This window comes from Roseibium sp. (assembly GCF_050301095.1).
Classification (GTDB): Bacteria; Pseudomonadota; Alphaproteobacteria; order Rhizobiales; family Stappiaceae; genus Roseibium.
The window spans coordinates 143,292-161,304 of the sequence record NZ_JBNKYW010000267.1 but is presented as its reverse complement, the minus strand read 5'-3'; the positions used below and the strand labels follow the sequence as shown (position 1 = coordinate 161,304).

The following is an 18,013-nucleotide window of genomic DNA, read 5'->3' as shown; positions in this document are numbered from 1 at the left end:
CATTTTGCGCGGTGGCTGTGAATTAGAGTTTCAGTGAAAAGCTGGGCCCACAGCGCTGGCATTAGCGGATATGTGCTTCGAGATCCTCGACCAGGCTTTTGCCGTAAAACGTGATCTTGCGAACGCCTCCGCTTGCCTTGTCCTTGACATCGATCTGAAGTCCGGTTGCGAGCAGCAGGTTGCGCCTGCGGGCATCGGCAATGGCGTTCCAAGGGATCAGGATCGGATCATGACCGATTCTGAAGACAAGAACCGGCACCATATGAAGGCCGGTCTGGGACAGCGTCAGATTCAGGCAAGTCCGATAGTTGCAAAGCAGGCCGAATGTTGCGCTTCGCCAATGCCTGGTGTCTCCCGTCGCCGGGCCCGCGGCGGGATACTGGCGGGCCAACCGGGCCCAGCCACCCAGCCGGGACACCAAAAAGATAACGACGGACCAGAACAGTCCGAAGGCGACCAGGAAGCCGGGAACAATCAAGACGGCAAGGTTGATATTGGACACGGATTATCCCCTGTGAAAGGCGTTGCGGACCGTGGCCGGACAAGAAGGAGACAGGAACCTTCGGCATCCTTCAATTCATACGGCAACGGCGGTTAGCGTCAGGATTGCCAGAATAATCACGGGCAGAGCTGCAATTGAAGCAATTGTTCCCAACATCGGTCTTTCCTTCTTTGGAGTTCGACACGACTAACATGGTAAACAACTCATCATATTCGAGTGATGAAAGTCACTAATCTGCGGAAGATACCGGTTGGTTGTGTATTTATTATTTGCAATTTACGCAAAAATCACAATACCGATAGTATATTTTATGTCTATATTTTTGTAGAGATAGTTAGCGCTATTTTTTTATTTATATTACTTGCCTTGAAAATCTTTGGTTGCTTTCGGGTGCGCCGGAATGGTTGGAGTGTCTGGAAACCGTTCCCGCGCATCGCGGGCTTTCGCCGCTCTCCTCCCGGTCTGGCAGCCCTTTCGGCCTAGCCATCCGGTGCGGGCCGGATTTCCGGATTGATGTGATAGCCGGGGCCGATGGTGAGCGCCTTTTTCGGCAGGACCTTGGGAGCGACAGTGCTTTTCAGGCCCTTTTCGTGGCGCTCGATTTCCTCGCCCGACTGTGCGTCGATGACGTGCAGAACGGCTAAATAGGTGTGCTCAGCCTCGACACCGGTAAGCGACGGCGTCTCGAAGCTGTAGTTCCGCTTACCCTCGGACACGGTGTCTTCAATCTCGATTTTACCGCCTTCCGGATTTTCGAACTCGGCAATCAGCCGGGTGCCGGCTGGCAGCGGCTTGACCAACCCGACAGTGATCCCGCTTTTGATGTCGGCAATCCTGTAATTGTAGATGAAACCGCCGCCGGTGATCTCTGCGTAGCTGGCATTTTTAAGAACGGACTGATTGTAGAAATAGACCGTGCCGAAGACGGCAACGCAGTAAACGGCGGCTGCCGCACCTGCCAGCTTTACCCACACGGGTATGGCTTGTGTCGATCCGGAGTGTCTCATCACGCGCCCCCACGCTGCTGATGACCTCCTTAAAAATGACAGGTATGTTGTGGATTAACAAGTCAAAGTTGTCCGGGGCTGCGCGGCCTCTGCTCCGGAAAACCAAGGTTGCCGCCGATCAGAAGTTGCCGGCCTTCCGGCAACGGGCCAGGGTCGTTTGGTTGCGTTAAACGCCAAATGTGAACGTGAACTGCCTGCCGTTCAGGTTGCCGGTTCCCGTACCCTTGGTGCCGGTCGACACAAAGCGGAAGGGACCGCTTGCGCCGTCGTTGCAAGTGAAGGTGCCCTCGCCGTCGCGGTAGGTCACATAAACGAATGTCCCCGTGCATGTGCGACCGCGGTTGCTCTTGATTTCCAGTGTTCCGGAACCGTCGGCATATCCGGTGGCCGTGCCCTCGAACTTTTCACGGCCGTCGGTGGACTGGCCCTTGACGGCAGCGGTGACAGAACAACCGGAGCAAAGGGCGCTCAACAATGTTATGGAAATGAACTTGCGAACAGAAATCATGGTTTTTCTCTTAAGTCACCGGAATCATTTCAGAATTCATTGCTTGTGTCGCATGGAAATCTTTTCGCGATCAAGTGGAAATATGTTCCGGTTAAAACCTCCGGGGGAAGTTTGCAGCGTACATCAAATGGGTGCGATGTGGATCCCGCAACCGGAAAAGGCGTGAACAAAACTCATTCAAAACTGTCGTAACATGCCCCGTTGTCCGCCAAGAGGCTTTGCAGGATGCCGAGGCCCTTGGCGGTTTCTTCCCGTGTCAGCGGGTTGGTAACGCCGATGCGTACCCGGTGGTAGACCGTGCCGGAGCGGCCGGACTTGAACTCGTCCTCGTCGTCGATCAATACGCCTGCGGACGCAGCGGCCGCCTTGAACGTGCCGGAAAGCCAGGGTTCGGGAACCTTCAGCCACAGGAAGGGCGAATCCGGAGATGCGATCAGGTCGTGGCCGCGGAGATAATGGCGGACGAGTTCATGGCGGGCCGCGATTTCATCGCGGATCTTGCCTCGGAACTCGTCGGCAGCGCCGGATAACACCAGCCGGGCGGAGAGTTCCGAGAGAAGAAAGGACACGCCGCCTGTCAGCATCTTGTGGGCGGTATAGACCCGCTGTGCGTGGGAGAGCGGGCTGGAGACCCAGCCGCCGCGTACGCCCGCAGTCACCGATTTCGACAGCGAGCCGACATGAAACGTCCGCTCCGGCACAAGGAACGCGAACGGTGCGAGATCCGTGTCCCGGAGCGAGCCGTAGACCTCGTCCTCTATGATCCAGAGGTTGTTCTGCCGCGCGACCGCCGCGATTTCCTCGCGCCGCCGCTGGCCCATCAGTCCAAGGGTCGGGTTGTGCATGGTCGGCATCACGAACAGCACCTTGGGATGCTTCTGGGCGCAGACGCGCGCAAGGTCGTCCGGCAGCGGTCCCTCGTCATCCCGGGCCACCTGAACCGGTCGGCGGCCGGTCAGGGCGGACCCGCGGGAAATCGAGCTGTAGGTGAGATCCTCAAAGGCGATCTGGTCTCCCGGGGCGGTCGTGGCGGCAATGATCGACATGATTGCCGCCTGGGCGCCGGTCGTGGGAACAATGCTGCCTTCCGGCGGCTGCCAGCCGCTGCGTGCGAGCCATTTCCGGCCCGCCTGGCGCCAGCTGTCCGGCACGGAGCGGGTGTAGCTGGCAATCTCGTGGGGTTTTTCCTGCGAGATCTCGGCAACCAGCGGGCCGATCACGGCCGCCTGACCGATCTCCGGTGCGGAGGTGCTGTCGAACCGGATGGCTTCCGGCGCGGGAACGGAGATCCGGGTTCCCGAAAAAGCGATGTCCTTCGGCACCATCATGGCCGCCTGTACCCAGGAGGGGCCTTCGCTGCCTGAGGGGGGAGCTGCGGCCGGCTGGCTGGAATCGCGGTCCAGATCGGGCTTGCTGTCTTCGGCAAGAGGCGCGGTGGGCGCGCTGCCAAGCACGAATGTGCCCCGTCCGACCTCGCCGCTGACGAGGCCGCGCTGGCGGATCGTCGCGTAGGCGCGGCCGATCGTGCCGACAGTCACGCCAAGGTCATAGGCCAGGTCGCGCTGCGGCGGCAGCTTGGAGCCTGCGGCAAGTGTGCCGGTGGCGATGTCTTCGGAAATGCGGTCCGCCAGCCGGAGGTAAAGCGGGCCCTGTCCTTCGGGAATCTCTGGGTGCCAATTTGTCATGGTGACAATTTTGTATATTGCATCTCAAAAGGAGTCAATTCATATGATTGTCACGCTACAATGCGTTTGATTGTGGCGATTGTGACCCAAATGAGGTGTTGATATGAGTTCAATAGAGACAATAGGCGGGCGTCCGGTTTCCCGGTTGAGTTTCCGTGGCCCGCTGTGGAGGACCATCTTCGCAAGACTGGGTTTGTGGATGCAAACCGCACGGACGCGCAGGCAGCTTCTGGAACTGAGCCCGGCGGAGCTGAAAGACCTGGGGTTGACCAGTGAAGCGGCGCGCGCGGAAGCCTGCCGGCCCTTCTGGGACACCTGCGTCTATAACCGGAGTGGCCGCTGATGGAGGGAACTGACAGCTGCCGTGCTTTTGGCGAACTGTTTGCCCTCAAGGGTCGCTGAACGTGCGTTGCGGGGGAGGCAAGGCCGCGGTCTCATGAATGGCGACTTCGCCGTCTGCATTCATGAGGCCGTGACCTGGACACCGGATCCCGGATTTGCCGCCAAGGGCGGACAGACCGGGTGAGAGCAGGTTCACGAATGAACCTGGACCTATGCCGGACACGATGCAGCCCGTGTCCGGCATTTTTCATTGTTTCAGGCCAGCCGCGAGGGTGGTCAGACAGCGCCGGTGTATTCGCCGCGCGCCGGATAATCGTTCTTCTGCACGAAGTCGAGCGCGCCGATCATTTCGGAAAAATGCGGGCGGACGAAGGGCATGGTCTGGACGGAAGCGAAATAGAGCGTGCCGTCGGGCTTAACCAGAAAGACGCCCGGCTCGGAGAAGAGTGCCGGCTCCTCGATGCCGATGGAGGTGGTGCCGCGGCTGGTCGAGATGAAAAGACCCCACTCCCGGGCTTTTTCCAGGGACAGGCCATAGCCGAAGCGCAGCTCCGGATAACCGACCTTGTCGGCCATTTGGCGGGCACGGTCCTGATCATCCGAGGAAATGGCAATGGTCTTGACGCCCTTGGCGGCAAAATCCGGGGTCAATCGGCCGAGTTCTTTCAGATAAGTGGCGCAGATCGGGCAATGCAGGCCCCGGTAGAAGACGACGAGCGTAGCGAATTCGGCGCCGTCCGTTGAAAGGTCGAAGGGGCCTGCGTCGAGGGTGTCGACCGTCAGGCCGGGAACCGGCTGGCGTGGGATGAGCATTGTTATCCTCATTCAGGGTCAAGGTAGGGGCTGGGCAACGGATTGCCTTGCGGATGATCTTAATGTAGTGAACTTCTGCTGAAGAAAGGTCCTGAAAAGATGATCGGGAGTACGGAAATGCTGGCGCCATATCGAACAACCTTCAATGGCAAGCTCGACCGTTTGTCTTCGCTGATCGACCGCCTGCGGGTGGATGTCTCCTTTGCCGCGGTTGACGACACGGGAGTGGGAGATTCAAATTTCCGGATCTATTCGGATCAGGACCGGGCCCTGCGGCTGGTGTTCTATCCGGGCAACGAGAACGGTAGCGCCGATCTTGCGACAATCGCAGCCGAGCCAAACGAGAAAACGCTGGTCGCAGCGCGCATATCCGTTTCCGGGATCGGCAAGCAGCTGATCAACGCGCTGCCGCGCTGCATTTCCGTGCCTTTGGCGCAGGAGCCATTTCTGACGGCGGTGGCCGATCCGCTGATCGAGGAAGCGGCCCATCCGAGATGCGGCGGCCAGGCGGCCTTCCAGCGTCTTTGTGAAGTGGTGGTGATCCGGTTGCTGCGGCGGGCCATGGAGGAGGGGACGGCCGATGCCGGACTCCTGAACGGTCTCGCTCATCCGCGCATCGCCGCCGCCCTGGTCGCTATCCACGAAGCGCCCGGAGAAGCCTGGACGCTGGAAAGGCTGGCCGATACGGCGGGAATGTCGCGCACTCAGTTCGCCGTGACCTTCAGGGATGTCGTGGGCGTGACGCCGATCGGCTACCTGGCTTCCTGGCGTCTGGAGATTGCCCGGTCCGAGCTCGAAGCCGGGCAGCAGGTCAAGTCGGTCGCAACCCTCTGCGGTTTTTCAAGTCCGGCGGCTTTTTCCAGGGCCTTTTCCAAGCGGTTCGGCGCGCCGCCGAAACAGGCCCGTATCGAACCCCGGTGGCTGGAGACCTGAACACCGGCGGGTGCGCCGAGCGTCACCGATGCGACAGGTATCAAGCCGCCGCGACGTCTTTCAGGAAGGCGTCAATGCGCGCGTTCAGCCGGGCATTGATGCTGTTGATCCCGGACGACGCTTCGTGGATGTCATCGGCGGACTGACGGGCTTCGGCGGCGGTGGACAGCAGGTCTGAAACATTCTCGGCCACTTGTTGGGTGCGCGTCGCCGCCTCGTTGATGTTGTGGCTGATTTCGTTGGTGGCTGCCGTCTGCTCTTCCACGGCCCCGGCGATCATCGATGTGCTGGTCTGTACGTCCGTGATGATGCGGGAGATATCGGCCATGGCTCTGACGGTCGTCTGGCTGGACGACTGGATGGCCTTGATCTGGCCGGAAATTTCCTCCGTCGCCCTGGCCGTCTGATTTGCAAGCGATTTTACCTCGCTCGCGACAACGGAGAAGCCTCTGCCGTGCTCGCCCGCGCGGGCTGCCTCGATGGTCGCATTCAGGGCCAGCAGATTGGTTTGTTCCGCAATCGCCTGGATCAGCGCGATGATTTCGTCGATCTTGGCACTTGCCTTCGCCAGTTGGTCGACATCCTCGTTGGTGTGCCGCGCGCTTTCGCTGACCAGTTTGATCTGGTCCGATGTCATGTTCACCTGTTCGGAGATTTCATTGATCGAACTGCTGAGCTGATGCGTGGCGGAGGCAACGGTCTGGACATTTTCCGACGACAGGACCGAGGCGTTGTTGGCCGCCTCGGCCTGCGCGCTGTTACGGACATTCACATCCCGCAGTTTTTCGGCGGTGTCCCGGGCGCAATTGATCGTTCCGTTGGCCGTCTCCAGAAGACCGACAATGTCCTGTCTAAATGCTGCAATGGTTTTCTCGATGCCTGCCTGCCGTTCGGCCTTGATCGTGTTTTCCGTCTCCACGTCCGCCTCGAGCTGGTGGCGGGCCTGGGCATTGTCCTTGAAAACCAGCAAGGCACGGGCAAGCTCGCCGACTTCCGTCTTGACTTCGGTGAATGGTATCTCGCGGTCATAGAGGCCACGGGCCAGATCGCCGGTCGCACGCGTAATGGCGCCGAGATTGCGGGCAATGCTGCGGGTTATCAGGAAACTGGCAACCGCCAGGATCAACAGAGTTGCCAGGACTGCAGCAAGGATCAGCCCGGAAATGAGCGATTGGGTTGAAGCCAGGGACGACTTGATCGCCTGGGCGTTGGCGGTGGTTTCCTCCAATTGCGCGGTGAGGGCCGCCTCCAACTGCGTGTAACTTGCGTTTACGCCTTCCTCGAACCCGGTCAGCGTGCTTTCGGCTTCGGCCAGAAGCACGATCCTGTCTTGAAGTTCCTGCAACAGGTTTCCGGTTGCCGTGCTGAAATCCGGATCGAGATCTGCGTCGCCCAAAAGACCGTGAAGCTGGGACAGGCCCTGGTCGATCGAAGTCAGATAGGAGACATCGGAAAGCGAAAGCAGCTTTTGGATGTCCCTGCGGGCATCTTCAAAGGCCAGTGCGACCTGAAAGACGGCGGTCTGATCGTCGAATTCCAGTTCCTCGGAAATTCTGGAGGCCGTTTTCGAAATGGCGTTGCTGACATCGACAATGTGTCCGGACGGACTGTCGATACCGGCCTTGCCTTCTTCTCCAACTTCAACGGAAAGGCGGTCCCTGTAGCCGAGTTCCCGAAGTGCGGAATTGTATCCCTCGATGGCCTCAAGATAATCGGTGTAGGCGCTGCGTACGGGCTTGGGAGCATCGACGCCTGAAAATACATCCTGAGCGTCGGTGATCCTGTCGCCGAGCACCGGCAGCGCGCTGGCCTTGCGTTCCGCCCGAAGGGCCTGCTCGGCAACGCGCAGGGCAAGCGTACGCCGCTGGAAACCGGCAAGCCTTGCGTAGGATTCATTGGCTTTCTGATAATCCGACGTGGCGGTTTCAATCACCCGGCCGGAAACAAGGTTGGCAGCACCGATGAAGGTCAGGCCTGCGACCGCTCCCAGGGCCAGTATCGTGACCCTCAGTTTCAACGTCATGCGGTCGAGCAGCTTTGTCCTGTTCATTATGAACCCCCATCAGTCGGAACAAGCCGGATCAATGATGGTGATTTTTGACAGGAGGTGTGAAGAACCAATTAAAACATATGAATAAGCATATGAGTTTGCTGGTTGCGGGCCTTTGATACTGCAATCCAGTGCTGGAGGCCCACAACGGCGTGTTTTTTGCCACTTGTGTCGCGGCCCTAGTTGCCCGTTACGGATTTCTCCAGTGCGGAAAGTTCGCTGGAAATGTCCTCGGCCTTGCGCTCTACCAGGGTCTGCGCGTCCTGAAGACCAAGATTGTAGCAGTGGTTGCCGGCAGTCTTGAGCAAAAACTCCACAAGTTGCTCGGCATCCATGTTGCCGATGTCCAGGTCCAGTTCTTCGCGGACGAATTTCTGAACCTGGCGCCCCAGTGCGGCACGGTCCTGATGGGAAAGTTCAATCTCGGACATGCCGTTCTCACCTTCCTGTGTCAGTCGAGGGGATATTCGCTTTTGCCGGCTTTGTGGCAGCGAGTTGCCCTCAGGCAGCAATCTCGGTCAGGCTTTCGAACAGCAGACGGCCGTCAAGACCGCCGTTGAGCGGTTCGATCAGGTTTTCCGGATGCGGCATCATGCCGAGAACGTTGCCCCGGGCATTCGTGATGCCTGCAATGTTGTTGATCGAGCCGTTGGGGTTGGTGCCGTTGGCATAGCGGAAGACAACCTGACCGTTGTCCTCGATGGACTTCAAGGTGTTCTCGTCGGCAAAATAGTTGCCGTCGTGATGAGCAACCGGGCAGCGCCACACCTGGCCTTTTTCGAACTTCGAGGAGAAACGGGTCGCGTTGTTCGTGGTTTCCATCATCACCTCCTTGCAGACGAAGGTGAGGCCTGCGTTGCGCATCAGGGCGCCCGGCAGGAGGCCGGTTTCGGTCAGGATCTGGAAGCCGTTGCAGACACCCAGAACCGAAACGCCGCTATCGGCCTTGGCGACCAGATCCTTCAGGATCGGCGAGCGTGCCGCGATTGCACCGGCGCGCAGATAATCGCCATAGGAAAACCCGCCGGGAATGACGACCAGATCCACCTCGGGAAGCGTGCTTTCCGTATGCCAGACGCTTTGCGGACGCGTGCCGGTGATCATCTCCAGGGCATGGAACATGTCCCGGTCGCGGTTGGAGCCTGGGAAAACGATGACGGCGGTTTTCATGAGAACAATCTCGCAGGTTCAGAGCAGAACAAGAACAGCGGCAGCGGCCGCAAGAGCTGGCACCAGGATGAAGACCACGGCCTTGACCGCCATGAAGGTGATTGCCTTGCGTGTGTCTTCGTCCATGGCCTTAGACCGTCTTACGCGATCTCGATTGCGTAATTCTCGATCACGGTGTTGGCGAGCAGCTTTTCGCACATCTGCTCCAGTTCCGCCCGGGCCGCGTTCTTGTCGGAGCCGGTCAGTTCGACGTCGAACACCTTGCCCTGGCGGACGGAGCCGACATCGCCAAATCCGAGGCCGCCGAGCGCGCCTTCAATGGCTTTTCCCTGGGGATCGAGAACACCGTTTTTCAGGGTGACGATCACGCGTGCTTTCATGAGTTGGGTCCCCGCACCAGTTTGCAGATTCTTCGGTGACAAACAGTTTGGGGCCCCCCATACACGAGGAGCCCCGAATGTGAAAGTGCTGTGTGCAGAAATGCCGCGAATTATCGCAGCCGGCGGACCGTTGTCCGGTTCAGGAAACGCTTGAGGTTCGCTTTTGCCTTTGCGCGGGACTTGGCAAACGAGGCGACCATCGACCCGCGGTCGTTCTGTATGAGGAGACGCATGGAGCCGTAGACATAGCCCTTGTCCGTCTTGAAGCGGGTGGCAAGGTCAAATCCGGAATAGGTCTTGGTGACAATACGGCGCTCCGTCGTGAAACGCACCTCGCCCTTGGAGGCAACGTTGATCACGTTTTCAAGGGCGTTCATCAGTTCCTTGGAGAGCAGGCCCTGGCGAATGGCTGTTTCAACGTCCCCGTTGATTTTCATCGGGCCGACAATCACCGCTTCAGGCGATTTGCAGACCGAAGGTGAGCAAAAATAGATGGCCTTGGTGCCGTTTTGCCTGGCGACCCAGCCTTTGGGTGCAAAGCTGGAAGTGAGACTGCCCGGCTTCAGTCCGGTGGACTGACAGGCTGCCAGGAGACCGCAGATCAAAATGACCGATGCGGCCTTTGCAATGGAATTGAGCTTAAAAGACATAACGCCCCCTTGTGGTACAAGAGGGCGTGATAATTGGTAGTTTTAACGATATCAATCGTGACGTTGCGGCCGGTCTGGCCGATTGTGTCCCGTCTGTGTCGTTATTGCACCAGCTTGGGGCCGGTGCCCTGAGGACGCTCCGGGGCGACCATGATGCCGAGCCGCCTGGCGACTTCCTGGTAGGCTTCCAGCAGGCCGCCCATGTCGCGGCGGAAGCGGTCCTTGTCCATCTTGTCGTTGGTCTCGATGTCCCACAGGCGGCAGCTGTCCGGCGAGATCTCGTCGGCAACGACGATGCGCATCATGTCGCCTTCGAAGAGGCGGCCGCATTCGATCTTGAAGTCCACCAGGCGGATGCCGACGCCGAGAAACAGGCCGGAGAGGAAGTCGTTGACGCGAATGGCAAGCGCCATGATGTCGTCGAGTTCCTGAGGGGCCGCCCAACCGAAGGCGGTGATGTGCTCCTCGGCGACCAGCGGATCGTTGAGCTCGTCGTTCTTGTAGTAGAACTCGATGATCGAGCGCGGCAGCTGGGTGCCTTCTTCCAGGCCCAGACGCTTTGCGATTGACCCGGCGGCAACGTTACGCACGACGACTTCGAGCGGAATGATCTCCACTTCGCGGATCAGCTGCTCGCGCATGTTCAGGCGGCGGATGAAATGCGTCGGAATGCCCATGGCATTCAGATGATTGAAGATATATTCGGAAATCCGGTTGTTGAGCACGCCCTTGCCGTCAACAATCTCGTGTTTCTTGTTGTTGAAGGCGGTCGCATCGTCCTTGAAGTGCTGGACCAGGGTTCCCGGTTCCGGACCTTCATAAAGAATCTTGGCTTTACCTTCGTAAATGCGACGGCGGCGGTTCATGTGCAATACCGTAATGTTTAGAGAAGCGTCCAACGGGGTCCAGCTTACCTTAGTGTGATTTTCAGCGAGGTCCGGTGCTGTCGACCGGCCTAGGCTATCAGGCTGCAGGCCCTCGTGTTGCGGCGCGGAACTTACCCGAAGCGGACAAAAAGTACAATCGTCTGTTTTTCGACCTGCCGGGAGCCTGTTATGCTTTTGACGCAGGGGCGCAGTATCTGCGTTGATTTGCGTCGCACTCGGGGATATGCAAGAGACCAAATCAACCCCATATGGGGAATGTTGCATTAGCGCAGTTCAGGAGACGATGAGTATGAGCACATTCGACAAGCGCGAACAGGGATTTGAAAACAAGTTCGCGCATGACGAGGAGCTGCGGTTCAAGGCGACCGCACGGCGCAACAAATTGCTGGGTTTGTGGGCTGCCGGTTTTCTGGGCCATGAAGGCGATGCGGCAGAAGACTATGCCAAGCAGGTGGTGCGCGCCGATTTCGACGAGCCGGGCGATGAAGATGTCTTCCGCAAGATCCGCGGCGATTTCGACGCCAACAACGTCGACCAGTCCGACCACCAGATCCGCCGCACCATGGACGAATTGATGCACAAGGCTGTCGAGCAGGTCCAGAATGAAGGCTGAGCGGGTTAATCCGCGCCGGAATTCAGAACGCCCGCCGGAAACGGCGGGCGTTTTTTGTTTTTGAGCGTCGTCTCAGTCGAGCCGTTTCATGAAATAGGCGAAGGACATCATGCCCTCCGGCCAGGGGCCGTGGCCGCTTTCCAGGTTGATGTGACCGGCTTCGCCCGCATCCTGAAAGGTCGTGCCCCAGATTTTGGCAAGTTCCTGTGCGCGTTCGTAATCGCAATAAGGGTCATTCCGGCTGGCGACCAGATGGGCATGGAAGGGCAGGGGATCATGGGGGATCGGCTTGAAGTCGCCGCCGTTAAACTCCTTCACCAGTCCATCCCGGTCCCAGTCCGACGGGGCGACCAGATAAGCTCCCTTGATCTTGCCCTTCAGGGCATGGGCGCCATGCGCGACCAGGATGCAGCCGAGGGAATGGGCGACGAGAACCACGGGCCTCGTTGCTGCGTCCACTTCTTTAACGAGCGTTTCCAGCCATTCCTTCTTGCTCGGGCGGTGGAGTTCGGCCTGCTTGACCACGCGCGCGGTCGGCATCTTGTCGCGCCAGCGCAGCAGCCAGTGGCCCGGCAGCGTCTTGCCGTAGCCGGGAATGAGCAGGATGTCCGTTTCTGAGATCTTCATGCTGCGACCTTAACCGATCTGTTTCCATTGGTCATGAAAGCGGGCCGTAAAATCCGTGTTTCAGGGAGCGCGCCCAGCCGGGCCGGCCGTTTTTCTCCGCCTCGCGGCTGGCCGCGTCCCAGTCGTAAGCAAGGATCTTTTCCAGGAAGTTCCAGGCGCCCCGGTTGTTGGTCATGAGCGCATAGCGCGCATGCGGGCTGCCGGCTTCCATGACGTGGCGGTGCGGATGATCGTCTTCGTAGGAGGGCAGGCCGACGCTGCCCGGATTGAGGATGATCTGTCCTGTTGCCTGAAGCCGGATGACCCTGGGAATATGGGTGTGGCCGCAACAGACGACGGGCGCGCCTTCGCCCTTGAGCTCGGCCAACAGGGTCTCTTCATCCGGCAGGTGTCCCTTCGGCCCCTCGACCTTCTCCGTCAGGTAGCGGTCATCGTTGTCCGGCGTGCCGTGGCACAGGAACACTTCGTCGCTGAGGCGGATGGTGGCCTGGCTGGTCTTCAGCCAGTCGAGGCTTTGCGCCGACAGGCGCCCGGACGCGAAGGCATCCGTCGGTCCCATCTTCTCCGCCGGGCTTTCAATCAGGATGCGGTCATGATTGCCACGCACGGTCGGCCAGTTCGTCTCGCGCAGGATCGCGGCGGTTTCCTCTGGCCAGAGCGGACCGGAAAGGCAATCGCCGAGATTGACGATGACGTCGGGGGCTTCCAGCTTGAGATCCGCGAGCACGGCCTCAAGCGCCAGGACATTGCCGTGAATGTCCGAAACGACAGCAATTTTCATGGTTTAAAACACTTTTTTGATCTAGCTATCCTGCCGGCCTATGCGGCCGAGGTGGGTGATCTTGAAGCCTTCCGGGCTCTTCAGGCCGTAGCCCAGAACCCGGTCGAAGGCAATGTGGGAAGCCCAGATGACCGCGATGGGTGAAATCTTCTGAAAGGCAGCGGGAGACTGGCCGAACCTGTCGAGACAAAGGCCAAGGACCATCAGCAGTACCGGGCCGATGTAGGCGTGGCCAAGGTTGTAGACGAGTGCGCCGGTTCGCGGTCCCGCCAGATAACCGAACATCGACAAGTCGGGGGCCAGGAAGAGCAGAAGGAACAGCCACCAGGAAGCACCGGTCCAGGCATAGAGGGCGAGCGTTGCGAGGAAGATGAACGACGCTTCCGCCTTCAGCCATCCAACAAGAGACTTTTCGCCGGTCATCAGAGGATCTCCTGCTCAGGAAAGTCGGGAGGCCTGGTCTTCCGCAAATTGTTGGTGAAACCCAACAAACAACCTCACCCTGAGGATGGCCGAAGGCCCGTCTCGAAGGGGGGGCAGCAAACTCTCTGAGTTGCCGCCCATCTTTCGAGGCTTCGCTGCGCTTCGCACCTCAAGATGAGGTGTGAAATTGCAAAGTCAGCATTGGTCCAAGCCGGAAGGCTTAGGCCTCCCCGAAGACCCGGTTGAAGATCACGTCGACATTCTTGGTGTGGTAGCCGAGGTCGAAACGGTCGCGGATCTCTTCTTCGGAGAGATACTTGCGCACGTCCTCGTCTCCCAGAAGTTCGGTCAGGAAGTCGACGGAGGCGGCGCCCGCCACCTGGTAGCTGTCCCAGACCTTCATGGCATTGCGCTGCACGAGGCGGTAGGCGTCCTCTCGGGAGGAGCCTGCCTGGGTGAGGGCCAGCAGAATGCGCTGGGAATGCACCAGGCCGCCGAGGCGGTCCATGTTGCCGATCATGCGCTCCGGATAGACCATCAGCTTGTCGATGACACCGGTGAGGCGCACGAGAGCGAAGTCCAGGGTAACCGTCGCATCCGGTCCGATCATGCGCTCGACGGAAGAATGCGAAATATCGCGTTCGTGCCACAGCGCTACGTTTTCCATGGCCGGAATGGAATAGCCGCGAACGAGGCGTGCAAGGCCGGTCAGGTTTTCCGTCAATACCGGGTTGCGCTTGTGCGGCATGGCTGAAGAGCCCTTCTGGCCCTTGGAGAAGAATTCCTCGGCTTCCAGAACTTCCGTGCGCTGCAGGTGACGGACTTCGGTGGCAACGCGCTCGATGGAAGAGGCGATGACACCGAGGGTCGCGAAATACATGGCGTGACGGTCGCGCGGGATCACCTGGGTGGACACCGGCTCGGCTTGAAGGCCCATCGCCTTGGCGACATGTTCCTCGACGCGCGGGTCGATGTTGGCGAAGGTGCCGACGGCGCCGGAAATGGCGCAGGTGGCGATTTCCTCGCGGGCGGCCAGAAGGCGCGTCTTGCAGCGGTCGAACTCGGCATAGGCCTCGGCCATCTTCAGACCGAAGGTGACGGGTTCTGCGTGAATGCCGTGGGAGCGGCCGATGCAGACCGTGTCCTTGTGCTCGAAAGCGCGGCGCTTGATGGCGGCCAGCAGCGCGTCCATGTCGGCGAGCAGGAGATCGGTCGCCTTGACGAGCTGCACGTTGAAGCAGGTGTCCAGAACATCCGACGAGGTCATGCCCTGGTGGACAAAGCGGGCATCCGGGCCGACGATTTCGGCCAGATGGGTCAGGAAGGCGATGACGTCGTGCTTGGTCTCGCGCTCGATCTCGTCGATGCGGTCGATGTCGAAGGTGGCGCTGCCGCCTTTTTCCCAGATCGTCTTGGCGGCTTCCTTCGGAATGACGCCGAGTTCGGCCAGCGCATCGCAGGCATGGGCCTCGATCTCGAACCAGATGCGGAATTTCGATTCCGGCGACCAAATGGAGACCATGTCAGGGCGGGAGTAGCGCGGGATCATCTGAGAAAGGACCTCGTGATGTTGGAGAATCTGGCTGCGGAATAGCAGAGGGGGGCGGTCCCTTCAATGCGGCAGTGCGGTTTTTGCTTGCGAGCACGCGCGACAAGGTGAATTTTACGGATCTTCGCAGGTGGGACTCTTGAGGACCTGGAGGCAGAAATGACGATCTGGCGTCCGGCCAATTCGATCACGGTGAAAGCGCTTGCCCTCATCTGGCAGGACGACGCGCTGCTTCTCAGAAATATCCATGACGACAGCGGACGGGTGACGGGAATGCGCCCGATCGGAGGGACGGTCGAATTCGGCGAACCGTGGCGCGACGCCTTGTTGCGGGAATTCCTGGATGAGCTCGGCGCGCGGATCACGCTGCTCGACGATTATTTCGTGATGGAAAACATCTTTGAACATCACGGCGTCACCGGGCATGAGGTCGTGTTCCTGTGCCCGGCGCATTTTCAGGACAACAGCTACTATCGCATGGACACGATCGTCTATGACCTGAGCGAAGGCGGGACCGGAACCGCCAAATGGGTCACGCTGGACGAACTGGCCGCCAAGCAGCTCGAGCTTTACCCGTCAGGGCTTGAGGCACGGCTCAGGCGTGTGAGCAGCCGTCACCGCACCGGCCGCTTCGTCAGCTGACGCCGTCACGACCCGTCATCGTTCATCTTTTCTTGAGAACCGCCATGCAGGGATGGCTGCGCAAGCATGAACCCTATCGAGGTTTTGAGGTAAAGAATGAACTTTAAGTCTGTTTGTTGTGCGGTTTTTCTGATTTCGGCATCCGGCGTTCTGCCGGCTCATGCAACGGAAGTGGATTTTCAAAGGTTCATGGCGTCGCCGTCTGGTGCCGCAGGGCTGAGCGCCGCCATTTCTAGCCTTGGCGCCTGCGCAACGACGCCGGCCTGGTCGCTCAGCTACGACCCGGACATCGGCGCCGACAATCCCAACCACGTCTACGTGGGGTGCCAGTACGACCCTGAATGGGAAGAAGGGGACGATCTTTACGACAAGGGCATCCTGGCGAAGTTCGTGGATTACGAAGGCGTTCTTTTCCTGCAGAGCCTGACGCAACTTCCCTAGGGTCAGGACCCATTAATTTGGATGAAATGGTAGGGATGAATTTGGTCGGATACGAGGCGCAAAGCTGCAGGAAACCGTCCGGTTTCCAAAGGTTTGCAACGATGTTGCCGGGCGAATTCACCCTATCCCGAAGGGACGCAAAAACGGCTTCGATCTGCGGCGTCAAACCGCTCAACCGGGCAAGAAGCCCGCTTTTCGCGCTTTTCCTTGCAGTTCATTGCCGCTTGTTGCGCCATTTCAGTCAAATTAATGAGTCCTGACCCTAGTCCGTTTCGCCGTACTCCATCCGCTCGTCCGCCTTTTCCTCGGCCATGTAGAGGTCGAACTTGTCCTGGTCGAGGCGCAGGCGGACGGCAAGGATGTAGACAGCCGTTGCCATCGCTCCGACGACAAGGATGTCCGGTCCGACGTCGATCAGACCCGCGCCGCCGCCGAAGGAGCCGAGATAGGACAGGAGCACCAGTCCGGCGAGATAGGGGACGAGCCAGGCCGCTTCGCGCCAGTCGAGGCGGTCGAAGCCACCCTGCATGCTGCGGAAGAGCATCAGCGCGAAACCGATGGCAAGGCAGATGCCGAGATGCAGCATCGTGTTCCAGCCGCTCCAGTAGATGATCAGGCTGGCGACGACAAAGGCCAGCGTGCCGGTGACCGGGGCTGCGGGCAGCACGAAGGCACGGGGCGCATCCGGCAGCAGGCTGCGGAAGGCCAGAACCGCCACCGGGCCAACGACAAAGGACAGCACGATCGAGGAGGTGTTGAGCGAAACCACTTCCCGGAACGGCAACAGCACGAAGAACAGCGCGGCGACGAAGAAGTTCACCAGCAGCGAGAACAGCGGCACGCCCCGGTTTGACAGCGCTTCCATGAATTTCGGGAAGAGGCCGTTCTGCGCCATTGCCAGGCCCAGGCGGGCGTTGGAGCCGACGGAGACAAGTCCGGAGGCAAAGCTGGAAATGCGGGCGCTGGTGTCCAGGATGCTGACGATCCAGAGCGCCCCGACAGCCGTTGCCAGTGCCGCCATGGGCCCGAGTTCGCCCGGAAAGCTCAAGGCGGCCCAGCCGTTTTCGAGTTGCGTTTCCTTCAGGGCTCCAAGGAAGGCGAGCTGCAATCCGCCATAGATCAGCAGGCAGACAACCAGGCTGACGACAAGCGCGATGGGCACGTTGACCTTGGGATTGCGGGCTTCGCCGGCCATGTCGATCACATGGCGGAAGCCGATCAGCGCGAAGATGACGCCGCCGGTGGAAATGGCCGACAGGATGCCTTTCAGCCCCTCGGGCGCAAATCCGCCATAGGCGCTGAAATTGTCGTAGCGAAAGTCGGACGTCAGGATGACGGCGGCAAGCAGTCCCGGAACCACGATCTTGAGCCAGGTGAGCGCCGTGTTGATGCGTGCGAAAAACTGGACGCCAAAGGCGTTCAGCACCGTGAACAGGAACAAAAGCAGGCAGGCAACCGCCAGCCCGGCCACGCTCAGAAGTCCGTCCGAACCGTAAAGCCAGGGGGCGAGGCTCTTGGAATAGCGCAGCACGGCTTCGACCTCGATGGTCGCGGTGGTGTTGTAGCCGACCCAGGCGGTCCAGCTCATGGTCATGGAGACGACAGAGCCATGCGAGAAATGCGGCACCCTTCCGATGCCGCCGGCAACGGGCAGGATGGTGGCGATTTCGGCGAAGGTGGCGGCCAGCAGCAGCATGGCAAGACCGCCGATGCCCCAGGCGATCAGCGACGAGGGGCCGGCTTCCTGGGCGGCCAGCAAGGGCGCGAACAGCCAGCCGGACCCCAGAATGCCGCTGATGGCGATGAAGGTGAGACTGAGCAGCCCGATGCTGCGTTGCATATGCGCCAAGACGATTCCCCCCGGTCAAGTCGGAGGAAGCTTAGCCGAGGGAGTGTCTCAACGGGAAGACGTATGTGGCGGAGTTTCCCCTGTTCCAGGCGTTCTGGGGTGAACGGGGAGCAAGGAGCCCAGCCTTAGGCATGCCGCTCGCGCGGCTCCTCCGGATGAGG

The 18,013-nt window shown here is 59.7% G+C and carries 22 protein-coding genes; 5 read left to right on the top strand and 17 right to left on the bottom strand.

What is annotated here, in order from left to right; genetic code table 11:
* Positions 1–61: 61 nt before the first annotated feature.
* From ACQY7U_RS23660 to ACQY7U_RS23645, 4 genes are all read right to left on the bottom strand, one after another.
* Complete coding sequence (locus tag ACQY7U_RS23660) at positions 62–502, bottom strand: hypothetical protein (protein WP_428650228.1); 441 nt, start codon at positions 500–502, stop codon at positions 62–64.
* Between the two features lie 479 nt (positions 503–981).
* Entirely contained in the window at positions 982–1,509 is a 528-nt protein-coding gene (locus tag ACQY7U_RS23655) for a hypothetical protein (RefSeq protein WP_428650226.1), read from the bottom strand.
* A gap of 166 nt (positions 1,510–1,675) precedes the next feature.
* Positions 1,676–2,017, bottom strand: a complete 342-nt coding sequence (locus ACQY7U_RS23650; RefSeq protein WP_428650224.1) for a hypothetical protein — start codon at positions 2,015–2,017, stop codon at positions 1,676–1,678.
* Positions 2,018–2,190: 173 nt separating this feature from the next.
* The gene (locus tag ACQY7U_RS23645; RefSeq protein ID WP_428650222.1) at positions 2,191–3,702 is read right to left on the bottom strand and encodes a PLP-dependent aminotransferase family protein; all 1,512 of its coding nucleotides are present in this window, start codon (positions 3,700–3,702) and stop codon (positions 2,191–2,193) included.
* 103 nt (positions 3,703–3,805) lie between these two features.
* Here ACQY7U_RS23645 and ACQY7U_RS23640 point away from each other — a divergent pair, with 103 nt between their 5' ends.
* Positions 3,806–4,045 carry a DUF1127 domain-containing protein gene (locus tag ACQY7U_RS23640; RefSeq protein WP_428650219.1) on the top strand — a complete coding sequence of 80 codons (240 nt, stop codon included), beginning with the start codon at positions 3,806–3,808 and terminating at the stop codon, positions 4,043–4,045.
* Positions 4,046–4,320: 275 nt separating this feature from the next.
* Here ACQY7U_RS23640 and ACQY7U_RS23635 read toward each other — a convergent pair whose 3' ends face one another.
* Positions 4,321–4,857, bottom strand: a complete 537-nt coding sequence (locus ACQY7U_RS23635; protein WP_428650216.1) for a peroxiredoxin-like family protein — start codon at positions 4,855–4,857, stop codon at positions 4,321–4,323.
* Between the two features lie 117 nt (positions 4,858–4,974).
* Here ACQY7U_RS23635 and ACQY7U_RS23630 point away from each other — a divergent pair, with 117 nt between their 5' ends.
* Positions 4,975–5,790, top strand: a complete 816-nt coding sequence (locus ACQY7U_RS23630) for an AraC family transcriptional regulator (protein WP_428650213.1) — start codon at positions 4,975–4,977, stop codon at positions 5,788–5,790.
* Positions 5,791–5,830: 40 nt separating this feature from the next.
* On the opposite strand, the gene ACQY7U_RS23625 is transcribed toward ACQY7U_RS23630, so the two are convergent.
* From ACQY7U_RS23625 to purC, 7 genes are all read right to left on the bottom strand, one after another.
* Entirely contained in the window at positions 5,831–7,840 is a 2,010-nt protein-coding gene (locus ACQY7U_RS23625; RefSeq protein ID WP_428650210.1) for a methyl-accepting chemotaxis protein, read from the bottom strand.
* Positions 7,841–8,019: 179 nt separating this feature from the next.
* Positions 8,020–8,271, bottom strand: a complete 252-nt coding sequence (locus tag ACQY7U_RS23620) for a DUF2164 domain-containing protein (protein ID WP_428650207.1) — start codon at positions 8,269–8,271, stop codon at positions 8,020–8,022.
* Between the two features lie 70 nt (positions 8,272–8,341).
* On the bottom strand, positions 8,342–9,010 hold the full coding sequence (gene purQ, locus ACQY7U_RS23615) for a phosphoribosylformylglycinamidine synthase subunit PurQ (protein WP_428650205.1): 669 nt from the start codon (positions 9,008–9,010) through the stop codon (positions 8,342–8,344).
* 18 nt (positions 9,011–9,028) lie between these two features.
* Entirely contained in the window at positions 9,029–9,136 is a 108-nt protein-coding gene (locus ACQY7U_RS23610; RefSeq protein WP_428650202.1) for a phosphoribosylformylglycinamidine synthase-associated small membrane protein, read from the bottom strand.
* Positions 9,137–9,150: 14 nt separating this feature from the next.
* Positions 9,151–9,390, bottom strand: a complete 240-nt coding sequence (purS, locus tag ACQY7U_RS23605; RefSeq protein WP_428650199.1) for a phosphoribosylformylglycinamidine synthase subunit PurS — start codon at positions 9,388–9,390, stop codon at positions 9,151–9,153.
* A 110-nt stretch (positions 9,391–9,500) separates the two neighbouring features.
* Positions 9,501–10,040 (bottom strand): hypothetical protein, encoded by a 540-nt coding sequence (locus ACQY7U_RS23600; protein WP_428650196.1) that lies wholly within the window; start codon positions 10,038–10,040, stop codon positions 9,501–9,503.
* A gap of 101 nt (positions 10,041–10,141) precedes the next feature.
* Complete coding sequence (purC, locus tag ACQY7U_RS23595; RefSeq protein WP_428650193.1) at positions 10,142–10,906, bottom strand: phosphoribosylaminoimidazolesuccinocarboxamide synthase; 765 nt, start codon at positions 10,904–10,906, stop codon at positions 10,142–10,144.
* Between the two features lie 310 nt (positions 10,907–11,216).
* Here purC and ACQY7U_RS23590 point away from each other — a divergent pair, with 310 nt between their 5' ends.
* A complete protein-coding gene (locus tag ACQY7U_RS23590; RefSeq protein ID WP_428650190.1) occupies positions 11,217–11,540 on the top strand; it encodes a DUF1476 domain-containing protein in 324 nt (107 codons plus the stop codon).
* Positions 11,541–11,612: 72 nt separating this feature from the next.
* On the opposite strand, the gene ACQY7U_RS23585 is transcribed toward ACQY7U_RS23590, so the two are convergent.
* The 4 genes from ACQY7U_RS23585 to purB form a co-directional block, all read right to left on the bottom strand.
* Positions 11,613–12,167: an RBBP9/YdeN family alpha/beta hydrolase gene (locus ACQY7U_RS23585; RefSeq protein ID WP_428650188.1), complete on the bottom strand. Its 555-nt coding sequence runs from the start codon at positions 12,165–12,167 to the stop codon at positions 11,613–11,615.
* Positions 12,168–12,198: 31 nt separating this feature from the next.
* Complete coding sequence (locus ACQY7U_RS23580; protein ID WP_428650186.1) at positions 12,199–12,948, bottom strand: metallophosphoesterase family protein; 750 nt, start codon at positions 12,946–12,948, stop codon at positions 12,199–12,201.
* Positions 12,949–12,969: 21 nt separating this feature from the next.
* Positions 12,970–13,371, bottom strand: coding sequence for a DUF4260 domain-containing protein (locus ACQY7U_RS23575; RefSeq protein ID WP_428650184.1), 402 nt, complete (start codon positions 13,369–13,371; stop codon positions 12,970–12,972).
* A gap of 220 nt (positions 13,372–13,591) precedes the next feature.
* Complete coding sequence (gene purB / locus ACQY7U_RS23570) at positions 13,592–14,920, bottom strand: adenylosuccinate lyase (RefSeq protein ID WP_428650181.1); 1,329 nt, start codon at positions 14,918–14,920, stop codon at positions 13,592–13,594.
* A 159-nt stretch (positions 14,921–15,079) separates the two neighbouring features.
* Here purB and ACQY7U_RS23565 point away from each other — a divergent pair, with 159 nt between their 5' ends.
* Both ACQY7U_RS23565 and ACQY7U_RS23560 read left to right on the top strand, forming a co-directional pair.
* On the top strand, positions 15,080–15,562 hold the full coding sequence (locus ACQY7U_RS23565; RefSeq protein ID WP_428650178.1) for an NUDIX hydrolase: 483 nt from the start codon (positions 15,080–15,082) through the stop codon (positions 15,560–15,562).
* 189 nt (positions 15,563–15,751) lie between these two features.
* Positions 15,752–16,003, top strand: a complete 252-nt coding sequence (locus ACQY7U_RS23560; protein WP_428650175.1) for a hypothetical protein — start codon at positions 15,752–15,754, stop codon at positions 16,001–16,003.
* A 262-nt stretch (positions 16,004–16,265) separates the two neighbouring features.
* Here ACQY7U_RS23560 and ACQY7U_RS23555 read toward each other — a convergent pair whose 3' ends face one another.
* Positions 16,266–17,843 (bottom strand): APC family permease, encoded by a 1,578-nt coding sequence (locus ACQY7U_RS23555; protein WP_428650172.1) that lies wholly within the window; start codon positions 17,841–17,843, stop codon positions 16,266–16,268.
* Positions 17,844–18,013: the final 170 nt, after the last annotated feature.

Bases quoted from the DNA above. Each gene is read 5' to 3' on its own strand.
- ACQY7U_RS23655 (WP_428650226.1), bottom strand. From the start codon at position 1,509: ATGAGACACTCCGGATCGACACAAGCCATACCCGTGTGGGTAAAGCTG.
- ACQY7U_RS23650 (WP_428650224.1), bottom strand. From the start codon at position 2,017: ATGATTTCTGTTCGCAAGTTCATTTCCATAACATTGTTGAGCGCCCTT.
- ACQY7U_RS23645 (WP_428650222.1), bottom strand. From the start codon at position 3,702: ATGACAAATTGGCACCCAGAGATTCCCGAAGGACAGGGCCCGCTTTAC.
- ACQY7U_RS23640 (WP_428650219.1), top strand. From the start codon at position 3,806: ATGAGTTCAATAGAGACAATAGGCGGGCGTCCGGTTTCCCGGTTGAGT.
- ACQY7U_RS23635 (WP_428650216.1), bottom strand. From the start codon at position 4,857: ATGCTCATCCCACGCCAGCCGGTTCCCGGCCTGACGGTCGACACCCTC.
- ACQY7U_RS23630 (WP_428650213.1), top strand. From the start codon at position 4,975: ATGCTGGCGCCATATCGAACAACCTTCAATGGCAAGCTCGACCGTTTG.
- ACQY7U_RS23625 (WP_428650210.1), bottom strand. From the start codon at position 7,840: ATGAACAGGACAAAGCTGCTCGACCGCATGACGTTGAAACTGAGGGTC.
- ACQY7U_RS23620 (WP_428650207.1), bottom strand. From the start codon at position 8,271: ATGTCCGAGATTGAACTTTCCCATCAGGACCGTGCCGCACTGGGGCGC.
- purQ (WP_428650205.1), bottom strand. From the start codon at position 9,010: ATGAAAACCGCCGTCATCGTTTTCCCAGGCTCCAACCGCGACCGGGAC.
- ACQY7U_RS23610 (WP_428650202.1), bottom strand. From the start codon at position 9,136: ATGGACGAAGACACACGCAAGGCAATCACCTTCATGGCGGTCAAGGCC.
- purS (WP_428650199.1), bottom strand. From the start codon at position 9,390: ATGAAAGCACGCGTGATCGTCACCCTGAAAAACGGTGTTCTCGATCCC.
- ACQY7U_RS23600 (WP_428650196.1), bottom strand. From the start codon at position 10,040: ATGTCTTTTAAGCTCAATTCCATTGCAAAGGCCGCATCGGTCATTTTG.
- purC (WP_428650193.1), bottom strand. From the start codon at position 10,906: ATGAACCGCCGCCGTCGCATTTACGAAGGTAAAGCCAAGATTCTTTAT.
- ACQY7U_RS23590 (WP_428650190.1), top strand. From the start codon at position 11,217: ATGAGCACATTCGACAAGCGCGAACAGGGATTTGAAAACAAGTTCGCG.
- ACQY7U_RS23585 (WP_428650188.1), bottom strand. From the start codon at position 12,167: ATGAAGATCTCAGAAACGGACATCCTGCTCATTCCCGGCTACGGCAAG.
- ACQY7U_RS23580 (WP_428650186.1), bottom strand. From the start codon at position 12,948: ATGAAAATTGCTGTCGTTTCGGACATTCACGGCAATGTCCTGGCGCTT.
- ACQY7U_RS23575 (WP_428650184.1), bottom strand. From the start codon at position 13,371: ATGACCGGCGAAAAGTCTCTTGTTGGATGGCTGAAGGCGGAAGCGTCG.
- purB (WP_428650181.1), bottom strand. From the start codon at position 14,920: ATGATCCCGCGCTACTCCCGCCCTGACATGGTCTCCATTTGGTCGCCG.
- ACQY7U_RS23565 (WP_428650178.1), top strand. From the start codon at position 15,080: ATGACGATCTGGCGTCCGGCCAATTCGATCACGGTGAAAGCGCTTGCC.
- ACQY7U_RS23560 (WP_428650175.1), top strand. From the start codon at position 15,752: ATGGCGTCGCCGTCTGGTGCCGCAGGGCTGAGCGCCGCCATTTCTAGC.
- ACQY7U_RS23555 (WP_428650172.1), bottom strand. From the start codon at position 17,843: ATGCAACGCAGCATCGGGCTGCTCAGTCTCACCTTCATCGCCATCAGC.